This window comes from Pseudonocardia xishanensis (assembly GCF_039541715.1).
In the GTDB taxonomy this organism is placed as follows: domain Bacteria; phylum Actinomycetota; class Actinomycetes; order Mycobacteriales; family Pseudonocardiaceae; genus Pseudonocardia; species Pseudonocardia xishanensis.
This window is the reverse complement of record NZ_BAABGT010000012.1, coordinates 185,686-207,939: the sequence shown is the minus strand read 5'-3', so window position 1 is coordinate 207,939 and position 22,254 is coordinate 185,686. Positions and strand designations below refer to the sequence as shown.

Here is a 22,254-nt window from a genome sequence, read left to right as displayed (position 1 = left end):
CGCTACGCCCGCGAGATGATGACCGCGCAACGATTCACAGGAGCAGGAGCCCCGTGGGCACCGCCACCAGGGCGATCGCGCCCAGCCGGATCCCCGCCTGCGCGAGCCGCGGCAGCGGGCGGGGGTGCGAGGAGATCCGCTCGATCCGGGCCTCGAGGGCGTCGGTGAAGGAGCTCAGAGCGGCGGCGGGGGCGCTGCCGCCCACCGTCTTCAGGGCACCGACCAGCTCGTGGGGCTCCGACTTGCACGCCGCGACGTCGTCCGCCCGCATCTCGATCAGCTCCGCCACCGCGACCTGGGCGCACTCCATCCCGCGCACGAACGGCGCGGTGGCACCCCAGGCGACGAAGGGCAGGACCACCAGGTCGTGCCGCTCGCGCAGGTGGGAGCGCTCGTGGGCGAGGACGGCCCAGACCTCCTCGGGCTCGAGTGCCTCCAGCACCCCGGCGGAGACGACGAGCCGGGAGCTGCGCCCGGGCAGGCAGTACGCGACGGGCTGGGGATGGTCCAGCACGCGGGTACCGGGCGAGTCCGGCCAGGGCGTCGCGAGCACGTCCAGCAGGTCCCGGTGGCGCCGCCGGGCGCGGAGCGTGCGCAGGTACATCGTGCCGAGCACCCACACCAGCCGCGCCCCGACGCCGAGCGACGCGGCGGCGGCGATCACGTGCACGGTGTCGAACCGGGCGGGCCACTCGCCGGAGTTCCACTCCCGCACCAGCGTGCCGAGCGCGGCGGGGAGGGAGTCCCCCAGCGGGGACAGGCCGTAGACGACTCCACAGCCGACGAGCGACAGCCCACCGGCCAGGCCGATCGCCTGCCAGACGAGCAGGGCCCCGACCGGGTCCCGGCGGGTCCAGCGCGCCCGGCTGAACCCACGGCTCACCGGCTCGGCGAGGACCACGCCGAGCACCAGGAGGCCGAGCGCCGCGAGCGCCATCGGCCCATTGTCCCGGACGGCGTCCGGGCCTAGTCCAGCAGGTCCCGCAGCTTGCGACGCTCCTCACTGGGGATCGAGCCCAGGAAGCGGGCCAACGCGGCGCCGCGGTCCGGGGCGCCGTCCAGCGCGTCGTTCATCAGCTCGGCCACGTGGTCCTCGCGCGAGGCGGTGGGCCGGTAGTGGTGCGCCCGCCCATCCCGCGTGCGGAGCACGAGCTGCTTGCGCTCCAGCCTGCCCAGCACCGTCAGCACGGTGGTGGTCGCGAGCTCGCGATCGGCCAGGGACTCCTGGACCTCCCGCGCCGTCAGGTCGCCGGTGGCGGCCCACAGCACTTCCATCACAGCACGTTCAAGCTCACCCAGACTCGGCACACCGACGATTCTACTCCGCGTAGAAAGCATCGCGGTGCAGAACCGAGGGCGACCTTCACGTGACCTGCACCTCGTCACCGACCTGGAGGAACGCGAAGAAGGCCTGCGCGTCCGCCTGGACCAGCTTCACGCACCCGGCCGACGGCGTGTCCTGCCCGCCCTGGTGGAACGCGACCCCTCCGGGGGCGAAGAACACCGAGTACGGCATCTGCACCAGGTACTCGCGGCTGGTGTACTGCTCGGCCTTCCACTGCACCGCGAAGGTGCCGACCGGGGTCGGGTCCTCGTCGTCCCCGGTCTGGACCGCCACCGGCCCCCGGACGACCTTGCCGCCGTCCATCAGCCAGGCCTTCCTTCCGGCCACGTCCACGCACGCCCGGGCGGTTGCCGTGCACGGCGTGCCCGCGACGCCGCCGGGGTACGCGGCGGGGGCCGCCGCGGCGAGGGGTCGTGCCGGTTCCTGCGCGGACGCCGCACCGATCCCGACCGTCGAGACCGCGAGGGCCGTCACCACGCCCAGGGCCACCGCACCCGCGACCGAGCCCCGCACCTGCCGCCGCATCCGCACCTCACCGTTCCGTCCGTCGGGCCCCCACCCCTCCATCGTCCGTGCGGGGCAACGACTGTTGGGCGATCCGGGTGACGGTCGGGTGGCCTTGACGACACTCTCCGTACAGGTGCGTGTCACCGGCCGCGGTAGGCCGGGGTCCGCTTCTCCGCCCTGGCCACGCGGCCCTCCTCGAGGTCCGCGCTGCGCCAGCAGGCCCGGAAGGCCTCCTGCAGCACGGGATCGGTCTCGGCCAGGTCGACGCGGTCGAGGACCTGCTTGTTGTAGGCCAGCGTGAGCGGGGCCAGCCCGGCCAGCTCGGCGGCCCAGGCGTGGGCGTCGGCGACGGTGCCGAGCCGGTCGACGAGCCCGCGCTCCCACGCGAGCCGCGCGCCGACGGTCTCGCAGCCGATCAGCAGCGCCCGCGCGGTGCCCCCGCCCGCGACCTGCTCCAGCCGCCGGATCGTCCACGGGTCGACGGCCAGCCCGAGCCGCGCGGTCGGCAGCGCGAAGACCGCACCCTCCGCGGCGACCCGCAGGTCCGCGGCGATGGCCAGCTGGGTGCCGCCACCGATCGCAGGCCCGTTGACCGCGGCGACGACCGGGACCGGGAGGGTGTGCACGGCCTGCAGCGCGGCGTAGAGCGCGGCCAGGAAGTCCGCGCCGTACACCTCCCCGAAGTCCGCCCCCGCGCAGAAGCTGGTCCCCGCCCCCGTCACGACGACGGCGCGGGCCCCCTCGGCCCGGACCCGTTCGACCGCGGCGACGATGCCCTCGCAGGTCTCGATGTTCAGCGCGTTGCGCCGCTCCGGACGGTCCAGCTCGATGGTCCCGACCCGGTCGTCACCGACCCGCACGTGCACGGCCACAATCCACTCCTCTTGATCGACCGCTCGGGAGCGTACGCTGCGCCGCGTGACCGACGGTGCAGACGACGGCGGGCTGCGCCTCGGCACCCCCGCGGGCCGGTGGGTGCTGCTCGCCACGGTCCTCGGCTCCGGGCTCGCCATGCTGGACGGGACCGTCGTCAACGTCGCCCTCGCCCACATCGGCGAGGACCTCGACGCCGGGTTCTCCGGTCTGCAGTGGACGGTCAACGCCTACACCCTCGGCCTGGCCGCGCTGATCCTGCTCGGCGGGTCGCTGGGCGACCGGTTCGGGCGGCGGCGGGTCTTCGTCGTCGGGGTGGTGTGGTTCGCGGTGGCGTCGGCGGGGTGCGCGCTGGCGCCGGACGTCGGCACGCTGGTGGCGGCACGGGCGCTGCAGGGCGTCGGCGGGGCGCTGCTCACCCCCGGCAGCCTCGCGATCATCTCGGCGTCCTTCCACGGCGGCGACCGGGCCGCCGCGGTGGGCGCCTGGTCCGGGCTGGGCGGGATCGCGGGCGCGGTCGGGCCGTTCGTCGGCGGCTGGCTCGTCGAGTGGTCCTGGCGGGCGGTGTTCCTGGTCAACCTGCCCCTGGCGGCGCTCGTGGTGTGGGTCGCGCTCACGCACGTCCCCGAGACCAGGGACCCGGCGGCCGCCCCGGGGCTCGACCTCACCGGGACGGCGCTGGCGGCCGTCGGGCTGGCGGGGGTCACCTGGGCGCTGACCGAGGGCGGCTCCGGCTGGACCACGCCCGCGTGGGTCGCGCTGGTGGTGGGGATCGCCGCGCTGACGGCGTTCGTGCCGGTGGAGCGGCGCTCCCCGCACCCGCTCGTCCCGCCGTCGCTGTTCCGCAGCCGGGTGTTCACCGCGGCGAACGTCGTCACGCTGCTGGTCTACGCCGCGCTCGGCACGCTGTTCCTGCTACTCGTCCTGCAGCTCCAGGTCGTCGCGGGGTTCTCCCCCGTGCTCGCGGGCGCGTCGCTGCTGCCGGTGACCCTGCTGATGCTGCTGCTCTCCGCCCGCTCGGGGGCGCTCGCGCAGCGGATCGGGCCCCGGGTCCCGATGACGGTGGGGCCGCTGCTCGCCGCGGCGGGGGTGCTGCTGCTCCTGCGGATCGGGCCGGGCGCGTCCTGGGTGCTGGACGTGCTGCCCGGCGTCGTGGTGTTCGCGCTCGGGCTCTGCCTGACCGTCGCGCCGCTCACCGCGACCGTGCTCGACGCCGCCCCGGACCGCTACGCCGGCGCCGCCTCCGGGGTGAACAACGCCGTCGCGCGCTCGGCCGGGCTGCTCGCCGTCGCGGTGATCCCCGGCGTCGCGGGCATCGGCGGGGCCGACTACACCGACCCGGTCGCCTTCGGGTCCGGGTTCCGCACCGCGATGGTCATCGTCGCCGTGCTGCTGGCGGCGGGTGGCGTGGTGTCGGCGCTGACCGTGCGGCGGGCCCCGGGCGACGTCGACCGGATCCCCCTCGAACGCTGCGCGCACTGCGGGATCAGCTCGCCACAGGCGTATCCACGGGAGTGAGGTCGTCGGCGAACCGGAGTACCGCCTGGTCGATGCGGCGCAGGTAGCGGACCGCGGCGAGCATGGCGGTGCGCCGCGCGTGGTCGGTGCAGGTCGCGGCCTCGGCCTCGGCCGCGTCGACCAGGTCCTCGGCGGCCCGGATGTCGGCGTACCCGTCGCCCTCGGGCCGGAGCAGGTCACCGAGCGCGGCGAGGTTCGCCCGCACCCGCGTGACGACCGGGTCCAGCGTGGGCGCCCAGTCCGGCGCGACGAGGGTGTCCGAGACCCGCGCGAGCGACCGGGCGTAGTGGTCGACGGCCGTCAGCACCCGCAGCGCGCGCTGGTAGCTCCCCCGCCCGCGGCGCCGCGGTAGCGGGTTGTCCAGCGGCTTCGCCCGCTCGCGCAGCGTCCCCAGCTTCTCGTCCGCCTCCCGGGCCAGCTCGGTGGGCACGCCGGTGGCGGGTCGGCCGAGCAGCCGGTCCGCGGCGGCCGCCAGGGTCGCGTCGAGGGCCTCGACGGTGTCGTCGAGCGCGTCCCGGAAGGCCTCGCGGGTGTGCGTGGGCAGGATGAGGAACCCGGCCAGCGCCCCGAGCGCGCCGCCCACCGCGGTCTCGGCCACCCGCAGGACCAGGGTCTCGACGGAGAACTGGCCGATGACGCCGTAGAGCAGCGCGAGCACCGCGGTGATCCAGAAGGCGAGCAGCCCGACGGAGATCCGGACCAGGTACAGCGCGAGGAACACGCACACCGCCAGCAGCACCAGCGACGCCACCGTGTTCCCGCCGACGAGGAACGCCAGCAGCATCCCCGCCACCACGCCGCCGACGGTCCCGAGCAGCCGCTGCCACCCGCGGGCCAGCACGTCACCGCGGCTGGAGGTGCCCGCGAAGACCACGAACGCCGCGATCACCGCCCAGTACCAGCGTGCCGGGGAGACCAGCTCGCCCGCGACGATCGCCAGGCTCGTCGCCACCCCCACCTGGACGGCCTGCCGGGTCGAGAGCGCCAGGCCGTGGTCGTCGTCCGCCTCCTCGGGCTCCGTCGGCCCCTGGGCGATCTCGATCGGGGCGGGCGCGGGACGGTCGTCGCCGCCCTCCAGCGCGTCCGCCAGCCGGATCACGGCGAAGGCCGCCCGCTGCTCGCGGGGCCGCGCGCCCCCGTGCTCCGAGGCGAGGTCGTCCACGCTGCGGCGGGCGCCGCGGAGGGCGATCTCGCGGGACTCCTCGGGCATGCCGGTCGCGGTGCCCGCGACGATCCCGCGCGTCCCCGAGATCAGCGCGCGGCGCACGTCGGGTTCCAGCGCGCCGGGGCGGGCGGGGTCGTCGGCGAGCCGCCGGGTGGTGACGGCGAGCCGTTCGGCGGCCAGCTCCAGGTCACCGACCCACAGCTCCAGTCCGGGCTCGACGGACTCGCCCAGCTGCTCGATCCGGTCCACGACCAGCAGCATCGTGTCGTTGAGCCGGGTGCGGCGGCGGTGCAGCACGGCCAGCGCGGCGTCGATCTCGGCGCGCCGGTCGGCCGGTGCCTCCAGGACGTCGACGACGGCGAGCGCCAGGGCGTGCACGTGCGCCCGCAGCGCACGCAGCAGCCGGTCGAGCACCTTCGCCGGGTCCTCGGCGAGCAGGAACCCGCGCAGCAGCAGCGTGGAGCCGATGCCCGCACCGACCGCGGCGAGCAGCCAGGGCAGCTGGTCGGGGTGGGCCTGCAGGAACTGGGTGAAGAAGTACGGCATGAACAGGGCCATGCCCAGCGCGGTGCCGCGGGCGCCGAACCGCCGCAGTGCGACCGCCACCATCATCACGGCGACGAACACGACGTCCGACACCACGCGGTACTCCGACAGCAGCGTCCCGACCACCGTGGACGCCGCCGCGGGCAGCAGCATCAGCGCGGTGGTGACCCGGCGGGCGGGGACCCCGGTCTCGGTCACCGACAGGTTGCTGATCATCGCCAGCACGGCGGCGAACAGCACCACGGTGACGGGCTGGCCGGTCAGCGCCCGGACCCCGGACATGACCGCGACGGCGAGCGCCATCGCCAGCACCGCCACCCCGGCCAGCCGCAACCGCCCCAGCCCCGGATCGACGCCGGTCACCCAGGTGCGGAGCTCTGCGATCCGGACGCGCCCCTGCACGCCCGGGAGCCTACGAGACCGCGGGCCCGCTCACGTCACAGCAGGGCCGCGGCGAGCGCGCGCAGGGCAGTGCGGAACTCGTCGTCGACGGTTCCGGAGCTGCTCAGGACCTGCACCGCGACGTGGTCGGCGCCCGCGTCGGCGTGCGCGCGCAGCCCGGCGGCGATCTCCGCGGTGGTGCCGTGCAGGGCGAGGGCGTCGACGAGCCGGTCCGAGGCGGTGTCGAGGTCCTCCTCGGTGAAGCCGCTGCGCAGCAGGTTCCGCCGGTAGTTCACCAGGCCCAGGTAGCGCTGGATCGTGGGCTCGGCGACGGCGCGGGCGTGCGCCGGGTCCACGGACGGGACGATCTTCTGCTCGATCGCGAGCAGCGGGCCGTCGCCGAGGATCCCGCGCGCCTCCCGGGTGTGGGCGGGGACCGTCAGGTACGGCAGCGCACCCGCGGTCCGCTCGCCCGCGACCCGGAGCACCTTCGGCCCCAACGCGGCCAGCGCGCGGCCCTCCACCGGGACCTTCAGCGTGTCCAGCTCGTCCAGGTAGGACCGGATCGTGTCGTACGGCGAGGCGTACACCCGGTCCGCCTCCGGGTGCCCGATACCGACGCCCAGCAGGAAGCGGTCCGGGTGCCGGTCCGCGATCCGGTGGTAGGACGGTGCCACGTCCTCGGCCGCCACCTGCCACATGTTGACGATGCTCGTTCCCACCGCGATCCGCTCGGTGGCCGCGAGCAGGCTCTCCGACACCGCGAGGTCCGCCGGAGGCGAGCCGCCCACCCAGATCGCGCCGAAGCCGAGCTCCTCGATCTCCGCCGCGATCTCCGGGGTCTGGTGGCCCCGCATCAGCCAGATTCCGTACCGTCCCACGTCCACGCTCATGCTCCCAGTCAACCCGGCCCGGGCGCGCGCGCATTCCTGTCGGGGTGGGTTCGTAGGCTCGCGGGGTGACCCGCACCCTCCCCTGGCGCCGCGCGCCGCACGTCCTGGTGCCCGCCCGGCCGGAGCTCCCCCGTCGGGCGGCCGCGGGCACCCGCGCGGTCGTGGTCGGCGGTGGCATCGCCGGGATCAGCGCCGCGACCGTGCTCGCCGAGCGGGGCGTCGCGGTCACCGTGCTCGAGGCCGCCGGACACCTCGGGGGCAGGCTCGGGGCCTGGTCGCACACCCTGGCGGACGGGTCGGAACAGGTCGTCGAGCACGGGTTCCACGCCTTCTTCCGGCACTACGACACCTGGCGGTCGATCCTGCGCCGGATCGACCCGGGGCTGGGGTTCCTGCGGCCGGTGACGGGCTACCCGGTGATCTCGCGGCGCTGGCCCGCCGAGGACCTGGGGAACCTGCCCGCGGCGCCGCCGTTCAACCTGCTCGCGCTGTTCGCGCGCTCGCCCAGCCTGCGGCTGCGGGAGATCGCCGGGGCGGACGCGGGGCTCGGCTTCGCGCTGCTCGCACACTCCCCCGCCGAGACCGTCCGGCGGTTCGACGACGTGTCCGCCGCCGAGTTCCTCCGCAGGCTCGGGGTGTCGGAGCGGGCCCGGGCCATGCTGTTCGAGGCCTTCGCCCGATCCTTCTTCTGCGACCAGGACGGGCTCTCGGCCGCCGAGCTGGTCTCGATGTTCCACTACTACTTCCTCGGCAACCCGGCGGGCATCGGCTTCGACGCACCGTCCGAGGACCACCGCACCGCGATCTGGGACCCGCTGGCCGCATACCTGGGAGAGCGGGGCGCGCAGGTCCGGCTCGGCGCGCGGGCGGTCGGCCTGCGGCGGGCCGGTGAGACCTGGGTCGTGGAGGTCGAGGAGGTCGTGGAGGTCGAGGACTCCGCCGGAGCCGCGGCTCCGGGCGGGGCGGGTTCGGCGGGGGGCGGCGCCGTCGAAGCCGAGCACGTCGTCCTGGCGCTGGACCCGGGGGCGTTGCGCGCGCTGCTCGCGGGCTCCCCGGTCGCGCCGGACCTCGCGCGGCGCGCCGCGTCGCTGCAGGTCGCGCCCCCGTTCGCGGTGAGCAGGCTGTGGCTGGACCGGCCCGTCGGGCCGGACCGGGCGGTGTTCAACGCGGTGTCCGGGGAGCCGACCCTGGACTCGGTCACGCTCTACTCCCGGTTGGAGGGCGAGTCCGCCCGGTGGGCCGCGCGGACCGGGGGCGAGGTCGTCGAGCTGCACTCCTACGCCTGCACCGCGCCGGACGCGGCGAGCGCGACCGCTCGGATGCGGGCGGAGCTGGCGGGCCTGTGGCCCGAGACGGCCCAGGCGCGGGTCGTCGATCTCGTCGAGCGCAGCGAGGCCACCGCCCCGGCCTTCCCGCCGGGTGGCGCAGGCACCCGCCCCGGTGTGCTCACCGACGCGCCGGGGATCCGGGTGGCGGGCGACTTCGTCGAGTGCCCCTACCCGTCCGGGCTGATGGAGCGGGCGTCGATGACCGGGGTCCTCGCAGCCAACGACGTGCTCGACGCCGTCGGCGCGGGCCCCGAGGAGATCCGCGGGATCGCCGAGCAGGGCCTGCTGGCAGGCCTCCCCGTCCACCGCCTCGGCTCCCTGGGCAGGGCCCGAGGCGCCTGATGCAGGCCCCCCACCCCACCCCCCGCGAGTCCGACACCCAAGCCTGCGAGTCCGACACCGCAGCCTGCGAGTCCGACACCACAACCCCCGAGTCCGGCACGACAGCGCACACGTCCGACACCGCGGCGCGCGGGTCCGGCACCGGGGCACATGCGGTGGCGCGCGGACCGGCGCGGGTGGCGGTGGAGGTCGACGTGGAGGCTCGTGAGGCGCTCGTGCAGCCGCTCGATGCCGCGGGCGCGCCGCTCGGGTCGGTCGAGCGGAGGCCCCTCGCCGACCTCGCCCGACTCGACGACACGGGGCCCCGCTGGGTCTGGCGGCACCATCGCACCTACCGGTCCCTGCTCGCCGCAGGGGTGCGGATCGGGCGGGCGCACGACGTCGAGCTGGTCGAGGGGCTGCTCGTCGGGGTGGACGGCGCCTTCGGGGCGCCGCACGGGGTGGCGGCGGCCGTCGCTCGCCTCCGCGGCGAGCCGGTGGAGCCCGATCCCGCGCCCGAGGAGGAGGACGAACGCCTGACGCTGTTCGGCCGCGCGGCGCCGGACCCGGCAGCGGTGCTGGCGGACGTCGTCGCGGTGCACGCCGCCCAGCAGGCGCGGCTGGCCGCGGACCCCCGGTTGCGGCTGCTCGCGGCGGTCGAGTCGGCGGGCGGGATCGTGGCCGAGGAGATGCGCGCCGAGGGACTGCCATGGCGCCGCGACGTGCACGACGCCCTGCTCACCGAGGCACTCGGCGCGCGCCCCGTCGGGTGGGAGCGACCGCCCCGGCTGGCCGCGTTGGCCGCCGAGATCGAGGCGGCGTTCGGCAGGCCGCTCAACCCGGACTCGCACGTGGAGGTGCTGCGCGCCTTCGCCCGGGTCGGCATCGAGCTGCCCAACACCCGGTCGTGGGTGGTCCGCAAGGTCGACCATCCCGCCGTCGCCCCGCTGCTCGCCTACAAGGACCTCGCTCGGTTGCACGCCGCGCACGGCTGGAGCTGGCTGGACACCTGGGTCGAGGACGGCCGGTTCCGACCGGAGTACGTCGTCGGCGGGGTCGTGTCCGGGCGGTGGGCCTCCCGCGGCGGGGGTGCGCTGCAGATCCCGAAGGCCGTGCGGGGCGCGGTGCGCGCGGATCCGGGGCACGTGCTCGTGAGCGCGGACGCGGCCCAGCTGGAGCCCCGCATCCTCGCCGCCATGGCAGGCGACACGGCGCTCGCCCGGACCGCGGGCGCCTCGGACCTCTACGCCGAGCTGGCGGCCGAGCTGTTCGGGGCCGAGGGGGCGCGGGACAAGGCGAAGATCGCGGTGCTCTCCGCGATCTACGGCCAGACCTCGGGGGACGCCGGCGTCCATCTCGCGCTGCTCCGCCGCCGCTTCCCCGCCGCCGTGGCCGTGGTGGAGGACGCGGCGCGCACGGGTGAGGAGGGTGGGCTCGTCCGCACCTGGCTGGGCCGCACCTGCCCCGCCGCGCAGCCCGGGGACGAGGTGCCCGGTCGGGCCCGCGCCCGCGGCCGGTTCACGCGCAACTTCGTGGTCCAGGGGACGGCGGCGGAGTGGGCGCTGATCCTGCTCGCCGAGCTCCGCGGGGCCCTGCACCGCACCGGGAACCCCGCCCGCCTGGTCTTCTTCCAGCACGACGAGGTGCTCCTGCACGCCCCCGAGGGTGCCGCCGCCGAGACCGTCGAGCTGATCGCCGCGGCCTCGGACACCGCGACCCGCACCCTGTTCGGCGCCACGGAGGTCCGCGTGCCGATGGACGCCGCGATCGTGGAGTCCTACGCGGACAAGTAGCGCCCCGCCCCGCGGGCGAGGGTCGATTCGCCGATGGCGCCGGACTCGCGGGCCCTGGTGTCGGACTCGCGGGCTGTGGGGGGCGGGCTCGCCGGAGGCAGGCGGCTCGTGGGGCGTGGGTGGGGGTCGTGGTCAGGCGGCGGTGGGGGTGGTGTTCAGGGTCTTCAGCACCGCCGCGCCCATCGCCTTCATGCCGAGCTCGTTCGGGTGCACCGGGGCCGCCGGTGCGGTCGGCAGCAGGCCCTCGATCCACTTCACGCCCGGGACCTGGCACATGTCGTGCCCGATCGTCGGGGTGTAGGTGTCCACGTAGGTCGCGCCCGCCGCGGCCGCCCGCGCCGCGAGCGTCGCGTTGAGGTCCTTCTCGACCCCGCGCAGCCAGGCGACGTCGCCCGCACTGAACGGCACGAGCGGGAAGCAGCCGGGGCCCTCGTCCGGCAGCAGCGCCGGGTAGCCGACGAGGGCGACGGTGGCGTCCGGGGAGCGCTTCGCGACGGCATCCAGCGCGGTCGCGACCTTCTCCCCCGCCACCGCGATCCGCTCGTCGAGGGTGCTCCCGTAGGACGCCTTGCACGCCGCGCCGAACAGGTCCGTGGGCGAGGTCAGCGCGCAGCGGCCGATGATGTCCGCGAACCCGACGTCGTTCCCGCCGATGGTCAGCGTGACCAGGTCCTCGGCGCCGGTGAGGGCGTCGAGCTGGGGCGGGTTGGAGCCGAGGGCCACGCTCTGGGGTGCGGTGAGGTCGTCCGTGGTCGCGCCGCTGCAGGAGACGTCCACGAACTCGGCCGCCCCGATCCCCGCCGCCACGACGGACGGGAAGTTCGACCCCGACCGCAGGCACCCGACCGGCATCCCCTCCTGCGGGGGAACCAGCGGCCCGGCGCTGTAGGAGTCGCCGAGGGCGACGTAGCGCTCCGGCTCCCCCGCCTGGGCGACACCGGCCGCCGAGAGCGCGCCGACGAGCAGGAGCAGAGCGAGGACGAGCGAGGAGCGACGCACGTGCGGCAGGCCTTTCGAGGGAGCGATCACCGGCACACTAACGACGCCGGGCCCGTCCCGGTCGCGCATCCATCCCAGTGGGTGATCACTGGGTAACCTCAGCCCCATGACCGCACCGAATACCCAGCGCCGGGCCCGGGCCATCGCGATGACCGACGACGAGCGGGACGCCTACCTCGGCACCGCCCGCGTCTGCCGGGTGGCGACGAACGGCACGAACGGCCCGCACGCCACCCCGCTCTGGTTCCACTGGGACGGCACCGCGCTGTGGCTGACGTCGCTGGTGAAGTCGCAGCGCTGGACGGACCTCGAGAAGGACCCGCGCATCGCGGCGGTCGTCGACGGCGGGGACGACTACTCCGAGCTGCACGGCGTCGAGCTGCGCGGTCGGGTCGAGCCGGTCGGCGAGATCCCCCGCACCGGTGAGCCGAACCCCGAGCTCGACGCCGTCGAGCAGGCCATGGCGGACAAGTACTCCGGCGGCCGGAAGGTGATCGACGGCAGGCACGGCTGGCTCCGCCTGGTGCCGGAGAAGATCACGAGCTGGGACTTCCGCAAGCTCCCCGACTCCAGGCGGGACCGCGGTTAGGGCGCGCCGGTCAGCAGCGGCCAGAGGCCGTCCGGGCCGACCTCCAGGGCTCGGGCACCGACCCGGTCGTTCCACTGGGCCTCGGTGCCGTCCTCGTCCCGCCAGGCCCACAGGCGAGTCGTCGCGATCCGCAGCGCGTGCTCGCGGGTGAAGCCGATCGCGCCGTGGACCTGGTGGGCGATCCGGGCCACCTGACCGGCCGCCTCGCCGCACCGGGCCTTGGCCGCCGCGATCGGCAGCGCGGACTCGGCGAACCCGTGCCGCTCGGCCTCGCCCGCCGCGGCCTGGGACGCCGCCTCCGCGGCGGCGACCTCGGCCCCGGCGAGGGCGAGGGTCTGCTGGATGGCCTGCAGCTTCGCGATGGGTCTGCCGAACTGCACCCGCTCGGTCGCGTAGCGCACGGACATCGCGAGCGCGGCGTGCGCGGCCCCGGCCATCAGCAGGGACCGACCCAGCGCCGCCCGCAACGGGAACTCGACGACGACCTCCGACGGCGCCGTGCCCACCGTCACCGGGGCGCCGTCCAGGACCAGGGTGTCCCGCGGCTCCTCGGCGACGTTCGCACCCTCGGTGACCTGCGCGGAGGTCGGGTCGACCAGGACGACGCGGTCCCCGGTCAGCGCCACCACGGTCCCGACGGAGCGACCCCACGCGACCCGGTGCAGGGTGCCGGTGGCCCGGTCGCCCTCGACCGCGAGCCCCGGCGCGAGCACCGCCGAGAGCGGCCCGGTGGGTACCTCGAGGCCCGCGGCGTGCAACAGCCACCCGCCGAGCAGGTCGGTCTCCACCAGTGGCACCCGCGCGCCGTGGCGACCGGCCATCCGGAGCACGGCCGCCGCGTCGGACAGCGCGCCGCCGGACCCACACGCCTCCTCCGGCAGGGTCAGCCGGGCCAGCCCGGTCTGTTCCAGGGTCTTCCACAGCTCGGTGTCCAGGCCGGTCGCGGTGACGTCCCCGGCGTCCGCGAAGACCGACTCCGCCATCTCCTCGAGCTCGTTCATCAGCGCAGCCCCAATCCCCGCGCGACGATCCCCCGCAGCACCTCGTTCGTCCCGCCCCGCAGCGTGAAGCCGGGGGCGTGCAGCACCGCCTCGGCCAGCAGCCGCGCATAGCCGGACTCCGCTCCGGGGTCCGGCGGGACCGACACCAGCAGGCGGGCGGCGTCGATCACCTCGTTCTCGAAGCGGGTGCCCAGGTCCTTCACCACCGCGGCGGCGAGCTCCGGGGCCTCCCCCGCCTCGAGCGCCCCGGCGATGGCCAGCGACATCCGCCGCAGCGTCCAGTACCGGGAGACCAGCCCGCCCAGGTCGCGGCGCCGCCCGGCGTCCAGCTCCTGCCCCGAGATCTCCTGCAGCAGGGCGACGAGCAGCGGGAACGTCGACAGGTAGCGCTCGGGGCCGGAGCGCTCGAACGCCAGCTCCGAGGTCACCTGGTGCCAGCCCCGGCCCACCTCGCCGAGCACCCGGTCGTCCGGCACGAAGACCTTGTCGAAGACCACCTCGTTGAAGTGGTGGGCGCCGGTGAGCAGCGGGATGGGTCGGATCGTGACACCCGGCGAGTCCAGCTCGACGATGAGCTGCGACAGCCCGGCGTGCCGGTTCCCCTCGTCCTTGGGCGAGGTCCGGACCAGGGCGAAGAACGCGTGCGCCCGGTGGGCCCCGGACGTCCAGACCTTGGTGCCGCTCAGCTCCCACCCGCCGTCGACCCTGTCCGCCTTCGAGCGCACCGACGCCAGGTCCGAACCCGAGTCCGGCTCGGACATGCCGATGCCGAAGAACACCTCGCCCTTCGCGATCCCGGGCAGGTACCGCTGCCGCTGGCCCTCGGTGCCGAAGCGCAGCAGCGACGGCCCGATCTGCCGATCGGCGATCCAGTGGGCCGCCACCGGCGCGCCCGCCGCCAGCAGCTCCTCGGTCACGACGTACCGGTCCAGGGCACCGCGGGCGTGCCCGCCGTACTCCGTGGGGATCGTCATGCCCAGCCAGCCGCGGGCGGCCAGCTCGCGGCTGAACCGCTCGTCCCAGCCGGAGAGCCAGGTGTCGGCCCGCGGGCGCCAGAGCCCCGCCGCCCGCTCCTCGGCCAGGAAGGCCCGCACCTCGGCGCGCAGCGCCGCGACCCGCTCGGGAAGCTCGACCGGGGGCGGCACCAGGTCGGGCAGTCTCACCATCGTGGATGTCACCTCCCCTTCCTAGACGACCGTTCGGTTCCGTGCATCAAGGCGTGCCGGGATGGGAACATCCGGGTATGAACTCCGATCTCGAACGGAAGGTGCTCGACGCCGTCCCCACGGGCCTGCTCATCGGCGGCGAGTGGCGACAGGCGGCGTCGGGTGCGACCACCAAGGTCGAGGACCCCTCGACCGGCGAGGTCCTCGCCGAGGTCGCCGACGCCGCGCCGGAGGACGGCATGGCGGCGCTCACGGCCGCCCACGAGGCCCAGGCCGCGTGGGCGGCGACCGCCCCGCGGGAGCGCAGCGACGTGCTGCGCCGGGCGTACCAGGCGATGCTCGCGCAGCAGGAGGACCTCGCCCTGCTGATGACGCTGGAGATGGGCAAGCCGCTGGCCGAGTCCCGCGGCGAGGTCGCCTACGCGGCCGAGTTCCTCCGCTGGTTCTCCGAGGAGGCCGTGCGGATCGACGGCGGCTTCGCCACGGCCCCCGCGGGCGGCAGCCGGTTCCTGGTGATGAAGCAGCCCGTGGGCCCGTGCCTGTTCATCACGCCCTGGAACTTCCCGCTGGCCATGGGCGCCCGCAAGATCGGCCCGGCGCTGGCCGCCGGGTGCACCGTGGTGATCAAGCCCGCGCCGCAGACCCCGCTGTCCATGCTCGCCCTCGGCCGCATCCTGCTCGACGCCGGCGTCCCCGCGGGCGTCCTCAACATCCTCAACGCCACGGACGCCCAGGGCGTCATGGAGCCGATCATCCGGGACGGGCGGGCGCGCAAGCTCTCCTTCACCGGCTCGACCGGCGTCGGCAAGATCCTGCTCGAGCAGTGCGCCGAGAAGGTCCTGCGCACGTCCCTGGAGCTGGGTGGCAACGCCTCGTTCCTGGTGTTCGACGACGCCGACCTCGACAAGGCCGTCGAGGGCGCGATGCTCGCCAAGATGCGGAACATGGGCGAGGCGTGCACCGCCGCGAACCGCTTCTACGTGCACCGCTCGGTCGCGGACGCCTTCGCGGGCAAGCTCGCCGAGCGGATGGGCGCGCTCAAGGTCGGCCGCGGCACCGAGGACGGCGTGCAGGTCGGCCCGCTGGTGGACGCCAAGGGGCTCGGCAAGGTGGTCGACCTCGTCGGGGACGCCGTCTCGCACGGGGCGCGGATCACCGTCGGCGGCGAGAAGGCGGACGGGCCGGGCTACTTCTACCCGCCCACGGTGCTGGTGGACGTGCCGCAGAACTCCCGGCTCAACCACGAGGAGGTCTTCGGACCGGTGGCGCCGATCTCGGTGTTCGACACCGAGGACGAGGCACTGGCCGCCGCCAACGCGACCGAGTTCGGCCTGGTCAACTACGTGTTCACGGAGAACCTGAACCGGGCGCTGCGGGTGGCGGAGAAGCTGGAGAGCGGGATGGTCGGGCTCAACACCGGGCTCGTCTCCAACCCCGCGGCACCGTTCGGCGGGATCAAGGAGTCCGGCCTGGGCCGCGAGGGCGGCACGGTGGGCATCGAGGAGTTCCTGGAGATCAAGTACGTGGCCATCGGCGGCCTCGGCTGACCGACCGGGGGCGGCCCGCGCGAGCCGCCCCCGGGTTCAGGCCTCCTGCTCGATCCTGAACGTGCGCGGCTTCGGGCCGCCCGGCCGGATCCGCGGCCACACCAGCACCGCGACCGCGCAGACGGCCTGCGAGACCGCGTAGCCGATCGCGATCGGGAGCAGCTGCTCCACGGGATGGCTGCCGTCCGCGCTCGCCGCGCCGATCGGCATGAACACCGCGACGCCGATGACGAACGCCGTGCTGATCAGCTGCAGCCGGGCGAAGCCGAACCCGTCGTGCAGCGCCTGCCGGACACCCAGCTCGTGCGAGATGACCAGACGCGCGACCATGCCGAGCAGCAGCACCCGCAGGACGTCGGCGGCCTCGGCGTAGCCCGGGCCGAAGAGCGACAGGCCCAGGCTCGCCCCGGCGATCCCGACGACGATCATCGGCAGGAAGATCACATAGAGCCTGCGCCGCGAGGAGCGGATGTTCACGGCCGCGTTCTCCGGGTCCCGCGCGAGCTGCGCGGACAGCGACTGCATGAACCGCTGGCAGGCGATGTCGATGACCATGACGGCCTGCCAGGCGATGAAGAACGCCGCGCCGGCGGAGCCGCCGAACCGCTGTGTGACGATGACCGTCACCTGGTTGAACAGCAGCACCGTGCCCCAGTGCGCCAGCGTGGTCGGCCCGAGGAAGCCCACGGCCTCCTTGCGGGTGGGCAGCCAGTCGTTGTCCGACACTCGGGCGAACTTGCGGGTGTAGATGCCGCCGACGATGGCGCTCCCGAGCGTCCAGAGCGCGATCGGCACGACCCAGGACAGCACGACGCCGAAGGGGCCCATCGAGGCCCCGAGCGCGACCAGCAGGCCGATCCGTGCCACGGCGAACGCGATGTTGCGCCAGGACGCCCACCACGTCTTCCCGACGGCGATGAGGCTGAAGTCGTGCACGCCCCACAGACCCCAGCCGATGGCGGCGGCCAGGAACAGCAGGCCACCCGCCCACATCGGGAGGTAGTCGCCCGACCCCGTCTCGGCCATCAGCGGCTCGAGGATCACGTAGACCAGGCCGACCACCGCACAGGACGGGATGATCACCAGGTGGCTGCGCCAGAACAGCGTCGCCGCCCGCTTGCCCGACCGCGGCATCCACAACATCATCGCGGAGTCCAGGTTGAGCTGGGCCACACCCGCGACCAGCAGGAACGCCGAGACGAAGGCGGAGGCGTAGCCGACGGACTCCTGCGGCATGATCCGCGCCGCGATCAGCCACGAGATCAGGCCCGCGACCGAGCCGACCGCGCCGCTGATCGTCAGCGACAGCCCGTCGTTCAGCGCGCGCCGGTTGGAGCCACCGGAGGACGAGCCGAGGTCCTTGCCCATCTCCGGCGGGGGCTCGGGCCCGTCGCCGCCACCCGTCGCCCCCGCCGGACGCCCACCGTCGGCGTCCGGGAGGGGAATGGGCCCGGTCGGGAGCTCGATCGGGCCGGTGGGCGGGTCGTCGGGCGTCCGGTGCGCGGCGGGTCCTCGTGTCTCGGGCCTGCGGGGGGTGTCGAACCAGCCCGGCCCCGGGTCGCGGGGGGCCCCGTCGCCGGCGGGGGGAGCGGGCGCGCGGGGGCCGGCCTCGGAGTCGGGGCGGGTCACTGCTGCCTGCGGACGGACCGCGCGACGGTACCGGCAGGCCGTGGGAATGCGGGGGGATACCCGGCCGATGTCATGGCGACGGAGTCTAGGAGACGACACCTGAAGCCACCCTGAGGCCCCGACGGGCCGTTCGAGGGGCTGCCGTATGGTCCGAAGCACCCGCCCGTCCGGGTGACGCGGTCGTCTTGTGGGGACGGGAGAGCAGCACGAGGGGGACTCGAGTGGAGAACGGCAACCCGATCGGCATCGCGGTCGTCGGCGGCGGCTACTGGGGCCCCAACCTGGTGCGCAACGCCCAGCAGACACCGGGGCTGCGCCTCGAGTACCTCTGCGACCTGAGCGAGGAGCGGGCCCAGGCCGTGCTCGGCAACTACTCCACCGTCCGCGTCTCGACCTCCCTCACCGACGTGCTCGCCGATCCCGCCGTGCAGGCGGTCGCCATCGCGACGCCCGCGGCCACCCACTACGCCGTCGCGATGCAGGCCCTGGAGGCGGGCAAGCACGTGCTGATCGAGAAGCCGCTCGCCCCCTCCTTCGAGGAGGGCAGGCGGCTGGTCGAGGCCGCCGAGCGGCTCGGCCGAGTGCTCATGGTCGACCACACGTTCTGCTACACCTCCGAGGTCCGGCACATCCGCGAGTCGGTCCGCAGCGGCCGGATCGGCGACCTGCAGTACCTCGACTCCGTGCGGATCAACCTCGGGATCGTGCAGCCGGACGTGGACGTGCTCTGGGACCTCGCCCCGCACGACCTCTCGATCTTCGACGCCATCCTGCCGGACGAGGTGCACCCGGTCTCGGTCGCGGCGCACGGCTCGGACCCGGTCGGCGCGGGGCACGCCTGCGTGGCGCACCTCACGCTGCGGCTGTCCAACGGCGCGCTGGCCCACGTGCACGTGAACTGGCTGTCCCCCACCAAGATCCGCACCTTCGTCGTCGGCGGGTCGAAGCGGACGCTGATCTGGGACGACCTGAACCCCACCCAGCGGCTCTCCGAGCACGAGCGCGGTGTGGAGCGCAACCCCGACCTGGCGGACGCGGACGTCAGGGGCAGGCAGCTCGTGTCCTACCGGACCGGCGACACCGTCGCGCCCGCCCTGGCCAACCTGGAGGCCCTGCGGTCGGTGATGGTCGAGTTCGCCGCGGCGATCGCGGAGAACCGGCGACCGCTCACCGACGGCTTCGCGGGCCTGCGGGTCCTCGCGATCCTGGAGGCGGCGGCCGAGAGCCTGGCGAAGGACGGGCAGTCCGTCCCGATCCGGGCCGTCGAGGAGTTCCCCCGGGCCACCGCGGGGGTCATCGAGAGTGTTCCGACCACGATGGCCCGGCGCGGCCGTGGAGAGGTGACGGTGTGACCGAGTCTCAGCAGGCGGCCCAGCCGGTGACCGGACAGAAGGTCCTGGTCACAGGCGGTGCGGGCACGATCGGCTCGACGCTGGTGGACCAGCTCGTCGAGGCCGGTGCGGCCGAGATCGTGGTGTTGGACAACCTCGTGCGCGGGCGCCGGGAGAACATCGCCGCGGCCCGGGAGGCGGCGGGTGACCGGTTGACCCTGGTCGAGGGCGACATCAACGACGTCGGTGTCGTGCGCGAGCTGACCGCGGGCAGGGACCTGGTCTTCCACCTCGCGGCGCTGCGCATCACCCAGTGCGCCGAGCAGCCGCGGACCGCGCTGGAGAGCCTGGTCGACGGCACGTTCACCGTCATCGAGCAGGCCGTCGAGGCCGGCGTGAAGAAGGTCGTGGCGAGCTCGTCGGCCTCGGTCTACGGGCTGGCCGAGGAGTTCCCGACCACCGAGCGCCACCACCCGTACAACAACGACACCTTCTACGGCGCCGCCAAGGCGTTCAACGAGGGCATGCTGCGCAGCTTCCACGCCATGAAGGGCCTGGACTACGTCGCGCTGCGCTACTTCAACGTCTACGGCCCGCGGATGGACGCCTACGGCGTCTACACCGAGGTGCTCATCCGCTGGATGGAGCGCATCGCCCGCGGCGAGCGCCCGCTGATCTTCGGCGACGGCCTGCAGACCATGGACTTCGTGCACGTCCACGACATCGCCCGGGCCAACGTGCTCGCCGCGCAGGCCCCTGTCACGGACGACGTGTACAACATCGCCACCGCCCAGGAGATCAGCCTCGCCGGGCTGGCCGAGGCGCTGCTGGCGGCCATGGACTCCGACCTCACCCCGGAGTTCGGCCCCGCGCGCCAGGTCAACGGCGTCACCCGGCGGCTCGCGGACATCTCCGCCGCGGCGCGCGACCTGGGCTGGAAGCCGACGATCGGGATGGACGAGGGCCTGCGCGGCCTCGTCGCGTGGTGGAAGCAGGAGACGGGAGTCTCCGCGTGATCCCCGTGATGAAGCCCCTCCTCGGGGACGAGGAGGCGGAGGCCGTCGCGGCGGCCGTCCGGTCCGGCTGGGTGGCCCAGGGACCCCGGGTGCAGGAGTTCGAGAAGGCCTTCGCCGCCCACGTCGGCGCCGAGCACGCCGTCGCGACCTCGAACTGCACCACGGCCCTGCACCTGGCGCTGTACGTCCTCGGCGTGGGCCCGGGCGACGAGGTCGTCTGCCCGTCGTTCTCCTTCATCGCCACCGCCAACGCCATCCGCTACTGCGGAGCGACGCCGGTGTTCGCGGACGTCTCGCCCGCGGACGGGAACCTCACGCCGGAGTCGGTCTCCGCGGTGCTCACCGAGCGCACGAAGGCCGTCCTCGTGGTGCACCAGGGCGGCCAGCCCGCGGACGTCCCCGCGCTGCGCGAGGTCTGCCGGGACATCCCGGTCGTGGAGGACGCGGCCTGCGCCGCGGGCGCCACCCTGCACGGCTCCCCCGTCGGCACCGGCGCGCTGCTCGCCGCCTGGTCGTTCCATCCCCGCAAGCTGCTCACCACGGGTGAGGGCGGCATGGTCACCACGGACGACGCCGAGTGGGCCGCCCGGATCCGTCGGCTGCGCGAGCACGGCATGACCGTGTCCGCCGCGGACCGACACGCGGCCGGGTCGAAGGTCGTCCTGGAGGGCTACGCCGAGACGGCGTTCAACTACCGGATGACGGACATGCAGGCCGCGATGGGCCTGGTCCAGCTGGGCAGGCTGCCCGGGATCGTGGCGCAGCGGCGCGCGATCGCCGAGCGCTACCGCGAGCTGCTGGAGCCGCTGGGCCTGCGGGCGGTCACCGACCCCGCGCACGGCACCGGCAACTACCAGTCCTACTGGGTCGAGCTCCCGCCCGGGGCCGACCGGCTCGCCGTGCTGGAGTCGCTCGCGGGCGCGGGGGTCTCCGCGCGGCGCGGGATCATGGCCTCGCACCTGGAGCCCGCCTACGCCGGCCACCCGCACGGGCCGCTGCCGGTGACCGAGCACCTCACCCGGAACACGATCATCCTGCCGGTGCACCACGAGATCGGCGAGGCCGAGCAGAAGCTGGTGGTGGACGCGCTGGCCGCCGCCCTGCACCTCGCCCCCACCGCCTGACCGAGTCCGCGCCTGCCGCCGACGGCGCCCCGACCGCCCCGAGGAGAACCGTGGCGAACATCCCCCTGGTCGACCTGGCCGCCCAGCACGCCGAGGTGGCGGCCGAGGTCGCGGAGGGCTGGGAGCAGGTCCTGGCCCGCACCGCGTTCGTCGGCGGCCCGGCCGTCGCGGCGTTCGAGGCCGAGTACGCGGCGTACTCCGGCGTCGAGCACGTCGTCGGCGTCGCGAACGGCACGGACGCCCTCGAGCTCGCCCTGCGGGCCCTGGGCGTCGGCCCGGGCGACGAGTGCCTCGTCCCGGCGAACACCTTCATCGCCACCGCCGAGGCCGTCGCCCGCGCGGGCGCCGAGACCGTCCTGGTGGACTGCGAGCCCGGCACCGCGCTGATGGACGTCGACGCCGCCGTCGCCGCGGTCACCGACCGGACCCGCGCGGTGTTGCCGGTGCACCTCTACGGCCAGGTCGCGGACGTGGCCGCGCTGCGGGACCGGCTCCCCGACGGCGTCGCGATCTGCGAGGACGCCGCCCAGTCCCAGGGCGCCCGTCGGGACGGCCTGCGGGCCGGGGCGATCGGCGACATCGCGGGCACCAGCTTCTACCCGGGCAAGAACCTCGGGGCGTACGGGGACGCGGGTGCTGTGCTCACCCGGTCCGCCGAGCTCGCCGAGCGGGTCCGGCTGATCGGCGCGCACGGTTCCCCGCGCAAGTACGAGCACAGCGTGGTCGGCGTGAACTCCCGGCTGGACACCCTGCAGGCCGTGGTGCTGAGCGCGAAGCTGCGCAGGCTGGACGCCTGGAACGCGCTGCGCCGCGAGGCCGCCGCCCGCTACGACGCGCTGCTCGCGGACCTCCCGGTGACCCGTCCCACGGTCACCCCCGGCAACGAGCCCGTCTGGCACCTGTACGTGATCGAGGTCGAGCGCCGGGACGAGGTGCTCGCGCACCTGAACGCGAACGGCATCGGCGCCGGGATCCACTACCCCACCCCGGTCCACCTCACCGAGGCCTTCGGCACGCTGGGCAAGCGCGGCGACTTCCCCGTCGCCGAGGCCATGGCCGACCGCATCCTGAGCCTGCCGCTCCACCCGCAGATCACCGAGGAGCAGCAGCAGCGCGTCGTGGAGGTCCTGCGCACCGCCCTCTGACGGGCGGGCGCCTGCACGAGTCCCGAGTCGTGAGAGC

General features: G+C 74.6%; 19 protein-coding genes. 9 read left to right on the top strand and 10 right to left on the bottom strand.

Going from position 1 to position 22,254, the window contains the following annotated elements; all coding sequences use genetic code 11:
- Nucleotides 1–34 precede the first annotated feature (34 nt).
- The 4 genes from ABD993_RS03700 to ABD993_RS03685 form a co-directional block, all read right to left on the bottom strand.
- Entirely contained in the window at nt 35–937 is a 903-nt protein-coding gene (locus ABD993_RS03700) for a M56 family metallopeptidase (RefSeq protein ID WP_345412642.1), read from the bottom strand.
- 29 nt (nt 938–966) lie between these two features.
- A complete protein-coding gene (locus ABD993_RS03695; protein ID WP_425568885.1) occupies nt 967–1,308 on the bottom strand; it encodes a BlaI/MecI/CopY family transcriptional regulator in 342 nt (113 codons plus the stop codon).
- Nucleotides 1,309–1,363: 55 nt separating this feature from the next.
- A complete protein-coding gene (locus ABD993_RS03690) occupies nt 1,364–1,870 on the bottom strand; it encodes a L,D-transpeptidase (RefSeq protein WP_345412638.1) in 507 nt (168 codons plus the stop codon).
- Nucleotides 1,871–1,992: 122 nt separating this feature from the next.
- Complete coding sequence (locus tag ABD993_RS03685) at nt 1,993–2,724, bottom strand: enoyl-CoA hydratase (RefSeq protein WP_345412636.1); 732 nt, start codon at nt 2,722–2,724, stop codon at nt 1,993–1,995.
- Nucleotides 2,725–2,770: 46 nt separating this feature from the next.
- Here ABD993_RS03685 and ABD993_RS03680 point away from each other — a divergent pair, with 46 nt between their 5' ends.
- A complete protein-coding gene (locus tag ABD993_RS03680) occupies nt 2,771–4,243 on the top strand; it encodes an MFS transporter (protein WP_345412633.1) in 1,473 nt (490 codons plus the stop codon).
- Here the strand turns inward: ABD993_RS03680 and ABD993_RS03675 are convergent.
- Together ABD993_RS03675 and ABD993_RS03670 are read right to left on the bottom strand one after the other, a co-directional pair.
- Complete coding sequence (locus tag ABD993_RS03675) at nt 4,212–6,356, bottom strand: FUSC family protein (RefSeq protein WP_345412631.1); 2,145 nt, start codon at nt 6,354–6,356, stop codon at nt 4,212–4,214. The genes ABD993_RS03680 and ABD993_RS03675 overlap by 32 nt on opposite strands.
- 35 nt (nt 6,357–6,391) lie before the next feature.
- On the bottom strand, nt 6,392–7,228 hold the full coding sequence (locus ABD993_RS03670) for an LLM class F420-dependent oxidoreductase (RefSeq protein ID WP_345412628.1): 837 nt from the start codon (nt 7,226–7,228) through the stop codon (nt 6,392–6,394).
- 65 nt (nt 7,229–7,293) lie between these two features.
- On the opposite strand from ABD993_RS03670, the gene ABD993_RS03665 reads away from it, so the two are divergent.
- Both ABD993_RS03665 and ABD993_RS03660 read left to right on the top strand, forming a co-directional pair.
- Entirely contained in the window at nt 7,294–8,898 is a 1,605-nt protein-coding gene (locus ABD993_RS03665) for an FAD-dependent oxidoreductase (protein ID WP_345412626.1), read from the top strand.
- Entirely contained in the window at nt 8,898–10,670 is a 1,773-nt protein-coding gene (locus ABD993_RS03660) for a bifunctional 3'-5' exonuclease/DNA polymerase (RefSeq protein WP_345412624.1), read from the top strand. The genes ABD993_RS03665 and ABD993_RS03660 overlap by 1 nt, the downstream gene beginning before the upstream one ends.
- Before the next feature lie 132 nt (nt 10,671–10,802).
- On the opposite strand, the gene ABD993_RS03655 is transcribed toward ABD993_RS03660, so the two are convergent.
- Nucleotides 10,803–11,699, bottom strand: coding sequence for an SGNH/GDSL hydrolase family protein (locus ABD993_RS03655; RefSeq protein ID WP_345412622.1), 897 nt, complete (start codon nt 11,697–11,699; stop codon nt 10,803–10,805).
- 76 nt (nt 11,700–11,775) lie between these two features.
- Between ABD993_RS03655 and ABD993_RS03650 the strand changes: the two genes are divergently transcribed.
- Nucleotides 11,776–12,258: a pyridoxamine 5'-phosphate oxidase family protein gene (locus tag ABD993_RS03650; RefSeq protein WP_345412621.1), complete on the top strand. Its 483-nt coding sequence runs from the start codon at nt 11,776–11,778 to the stop codon at nt 12,256–12,258.
- On the opposite strand, the gene ABD993_RS03645 is transcribed toward ABD993_RS03650, so the two are convergent.
- On the bottom strand, nt 12,255–13,259 hold the full coding sequence (locus ABD993_RS03645; protein WP_345412619.1) for an acyl-CoA dehydrogenase family protein: 1,005 nt from the start codon (nt 13,257–13,259) through the stop codon (nt 12,255–12,257). The two genes, ABD993_RS03650 and ABD993_RS03645, sit on opposite strands and share 4 nt — an antisense overlap.
- Nucleotides 13,259–14,425, bottom strand: a complete 1,167-nt coding sequence (locus ABD993_RS03640; RefSeq protein ID WP_345412618.1) for an acyl-CoA dehydrogenase family protein — start codon at nt 14,423–14,425, stop codon at nt 13,259–13,261. Before ABD993_RS03640 ends, ABD993_RS03645 begins: the two co-directional genes overlap by 1 nt.
- A 77-nt stretch (nt 14,426–14,502) precedes the next feature.
- Here ABD993_RS03640 and ABD993_RS03635 point away from each other — a divergent pair, with 77 nt between their 5' ends.
- Complete coding sequence (locus ABD993_RS03635) at nt 14,503–15,972, top strand: NAD-dependent succinate-semialdehyde dehydrogenase (RefSeq protein WP_345412616.1); 1,470 nt, start codon at nt 14,503–14,505, stop codon at nt 15,970–15,972.
- 36 nt (nt 15,973–16,008) lie between these two features.
- Here the strand turns inward: ABD993_RS03635 and ABD993_RS03630 are convergent, their stop codons facing one another.
- Nucleotides 16,009–17,601: a lipopolysaccharide biosynthesis protein gene (locus ABD993_RS03630; RefSeq protein WP_345412613.1), complete on the bottom strand. Its 1,593-nt coding sequence runs from the start codon at nt 17,599–17,601 to the stop codon at nt 16,009–16,011.
- A gap of 221 nt (nt 17,602–17,822) precedes the next feature.
- Between ABD993_RS03630 and ABD993_RS03625 the strand changes: the two genes are divergently transcribed.
- The 4 genes from ABD993_RS03625 to ABD993_RS03610 are packed head-to-tail and all read left to right on the top strand — an operon-like array spanning nt 17,823 to nt 22,217.
- A complete protein-coding gene (locus ABD993_RS03625; protein WP_345412612.1) occupies nt 17,823–18,953 on the top strand; it encodes a Gfo/Idh/MocA family protein in 1,131 nt (376 codons plus the stop codon).
- Nucleotides 18,950–19,948, top strand: a complete 999-nt coding sequence (locus ABD993_RS03620) for an NAD-dependent epimerase/dehydratase family protein (RefSeq protein ID WP_345412610.1) — start codon at nt 18,950–18,952, stop codon at nt 19,946–19,948. The genes ABD993_RS03625 and ABD993_RS03620 overlap by 4 nt, the downstream gene beginning before the upstream one ends.
- Nucleotides 19,945–21,072, top strand: coding sequence for a DegT/DnrJ/EryC1/StrS family aminotransferase (locus ABD993_RS03615; RefSeq protein ID WP_345412608.1), 1,128 nt, complete (start codon nt 19,945–19,947; stop codon nt 21,070–21,072). Before ABD993_RS03620 ends, ABD993_RS03615 begins: the two co-directional genes overlap by 4 nt.
- A gap of 50 nt (nt 21,073–21,122) precedes the next feature.
- Nucleotides 21,123–22,217, top strand: coding sequence for a DegT/DnrJ/EryC1/StrS family aminotransferase (locus ABD993_RS03610; protein WP_345412607.1), 1,095 nt, complete (start codon nt 21,123–21,125; stop codon nt 22,215–22,217).
- The last annotated feature ends 37 nt before the right edge of the window (nt 22,218–22,254 follow it).

Coding starts and splice junctions, on each gene's coding strand:
- ABD993_RS03700 (WP_345412642.1), bottom strand. CDS start 937: ATGGCGCTCGCGGCGCTCGGCCTCCTGGTGCTCGGCGTGGTCCTCGCC.
- ABD993_RS03690 (WP_345412638.1), bottom strand. CDS start 1,870: ATGCGGCGGCAGGTGCGGGGCTCGGTCGCGGGTGCGGTGGCCCTGGGC.
- ABD993_RS03670 (WP_345412628.1), bottom strand. CDS start 7,228: ATGAGCGTGGACGTGGGACGGTACGGAATCTGGCTGATGCGGGGCCAC.
- ABD993_RS03660 (WP_345412624.1), top strand. CDS start 8,898: ATGCAGGCCCCCCACCCCACCCCCCGCGAGTCCGACACCCAAGCCTGC.
- ABD993_RS03650 (WP_345412621.1), top strand. CDS start 11,776: ATGACCGCACCGAATACCCAGCGCCGGGCCCGGGCCATCGCGATGACC.
- ABD993_RS03645 (WP_345412619.1), bottom strand. CDS start 13,259: ATGAACGAGCTCGAGGAGATGGCGGAGTCGGTCTTCGCGGACGCCGGG.
- ABD993_RS03640 (WP_345412618.1), bottom strand. CDS start 14,425: ATGGTGAGACTGCCCGACCTGGTGCCGCCCCCGGTCGAGCTTCCCGAG.
- ABD993_RS03635 (WP_345412616.1), top strand. CDS start 14,503: ATGAACTCCGATCTCGAACGGAAGGTGCTCGACGCCGTCCCCACGGGC.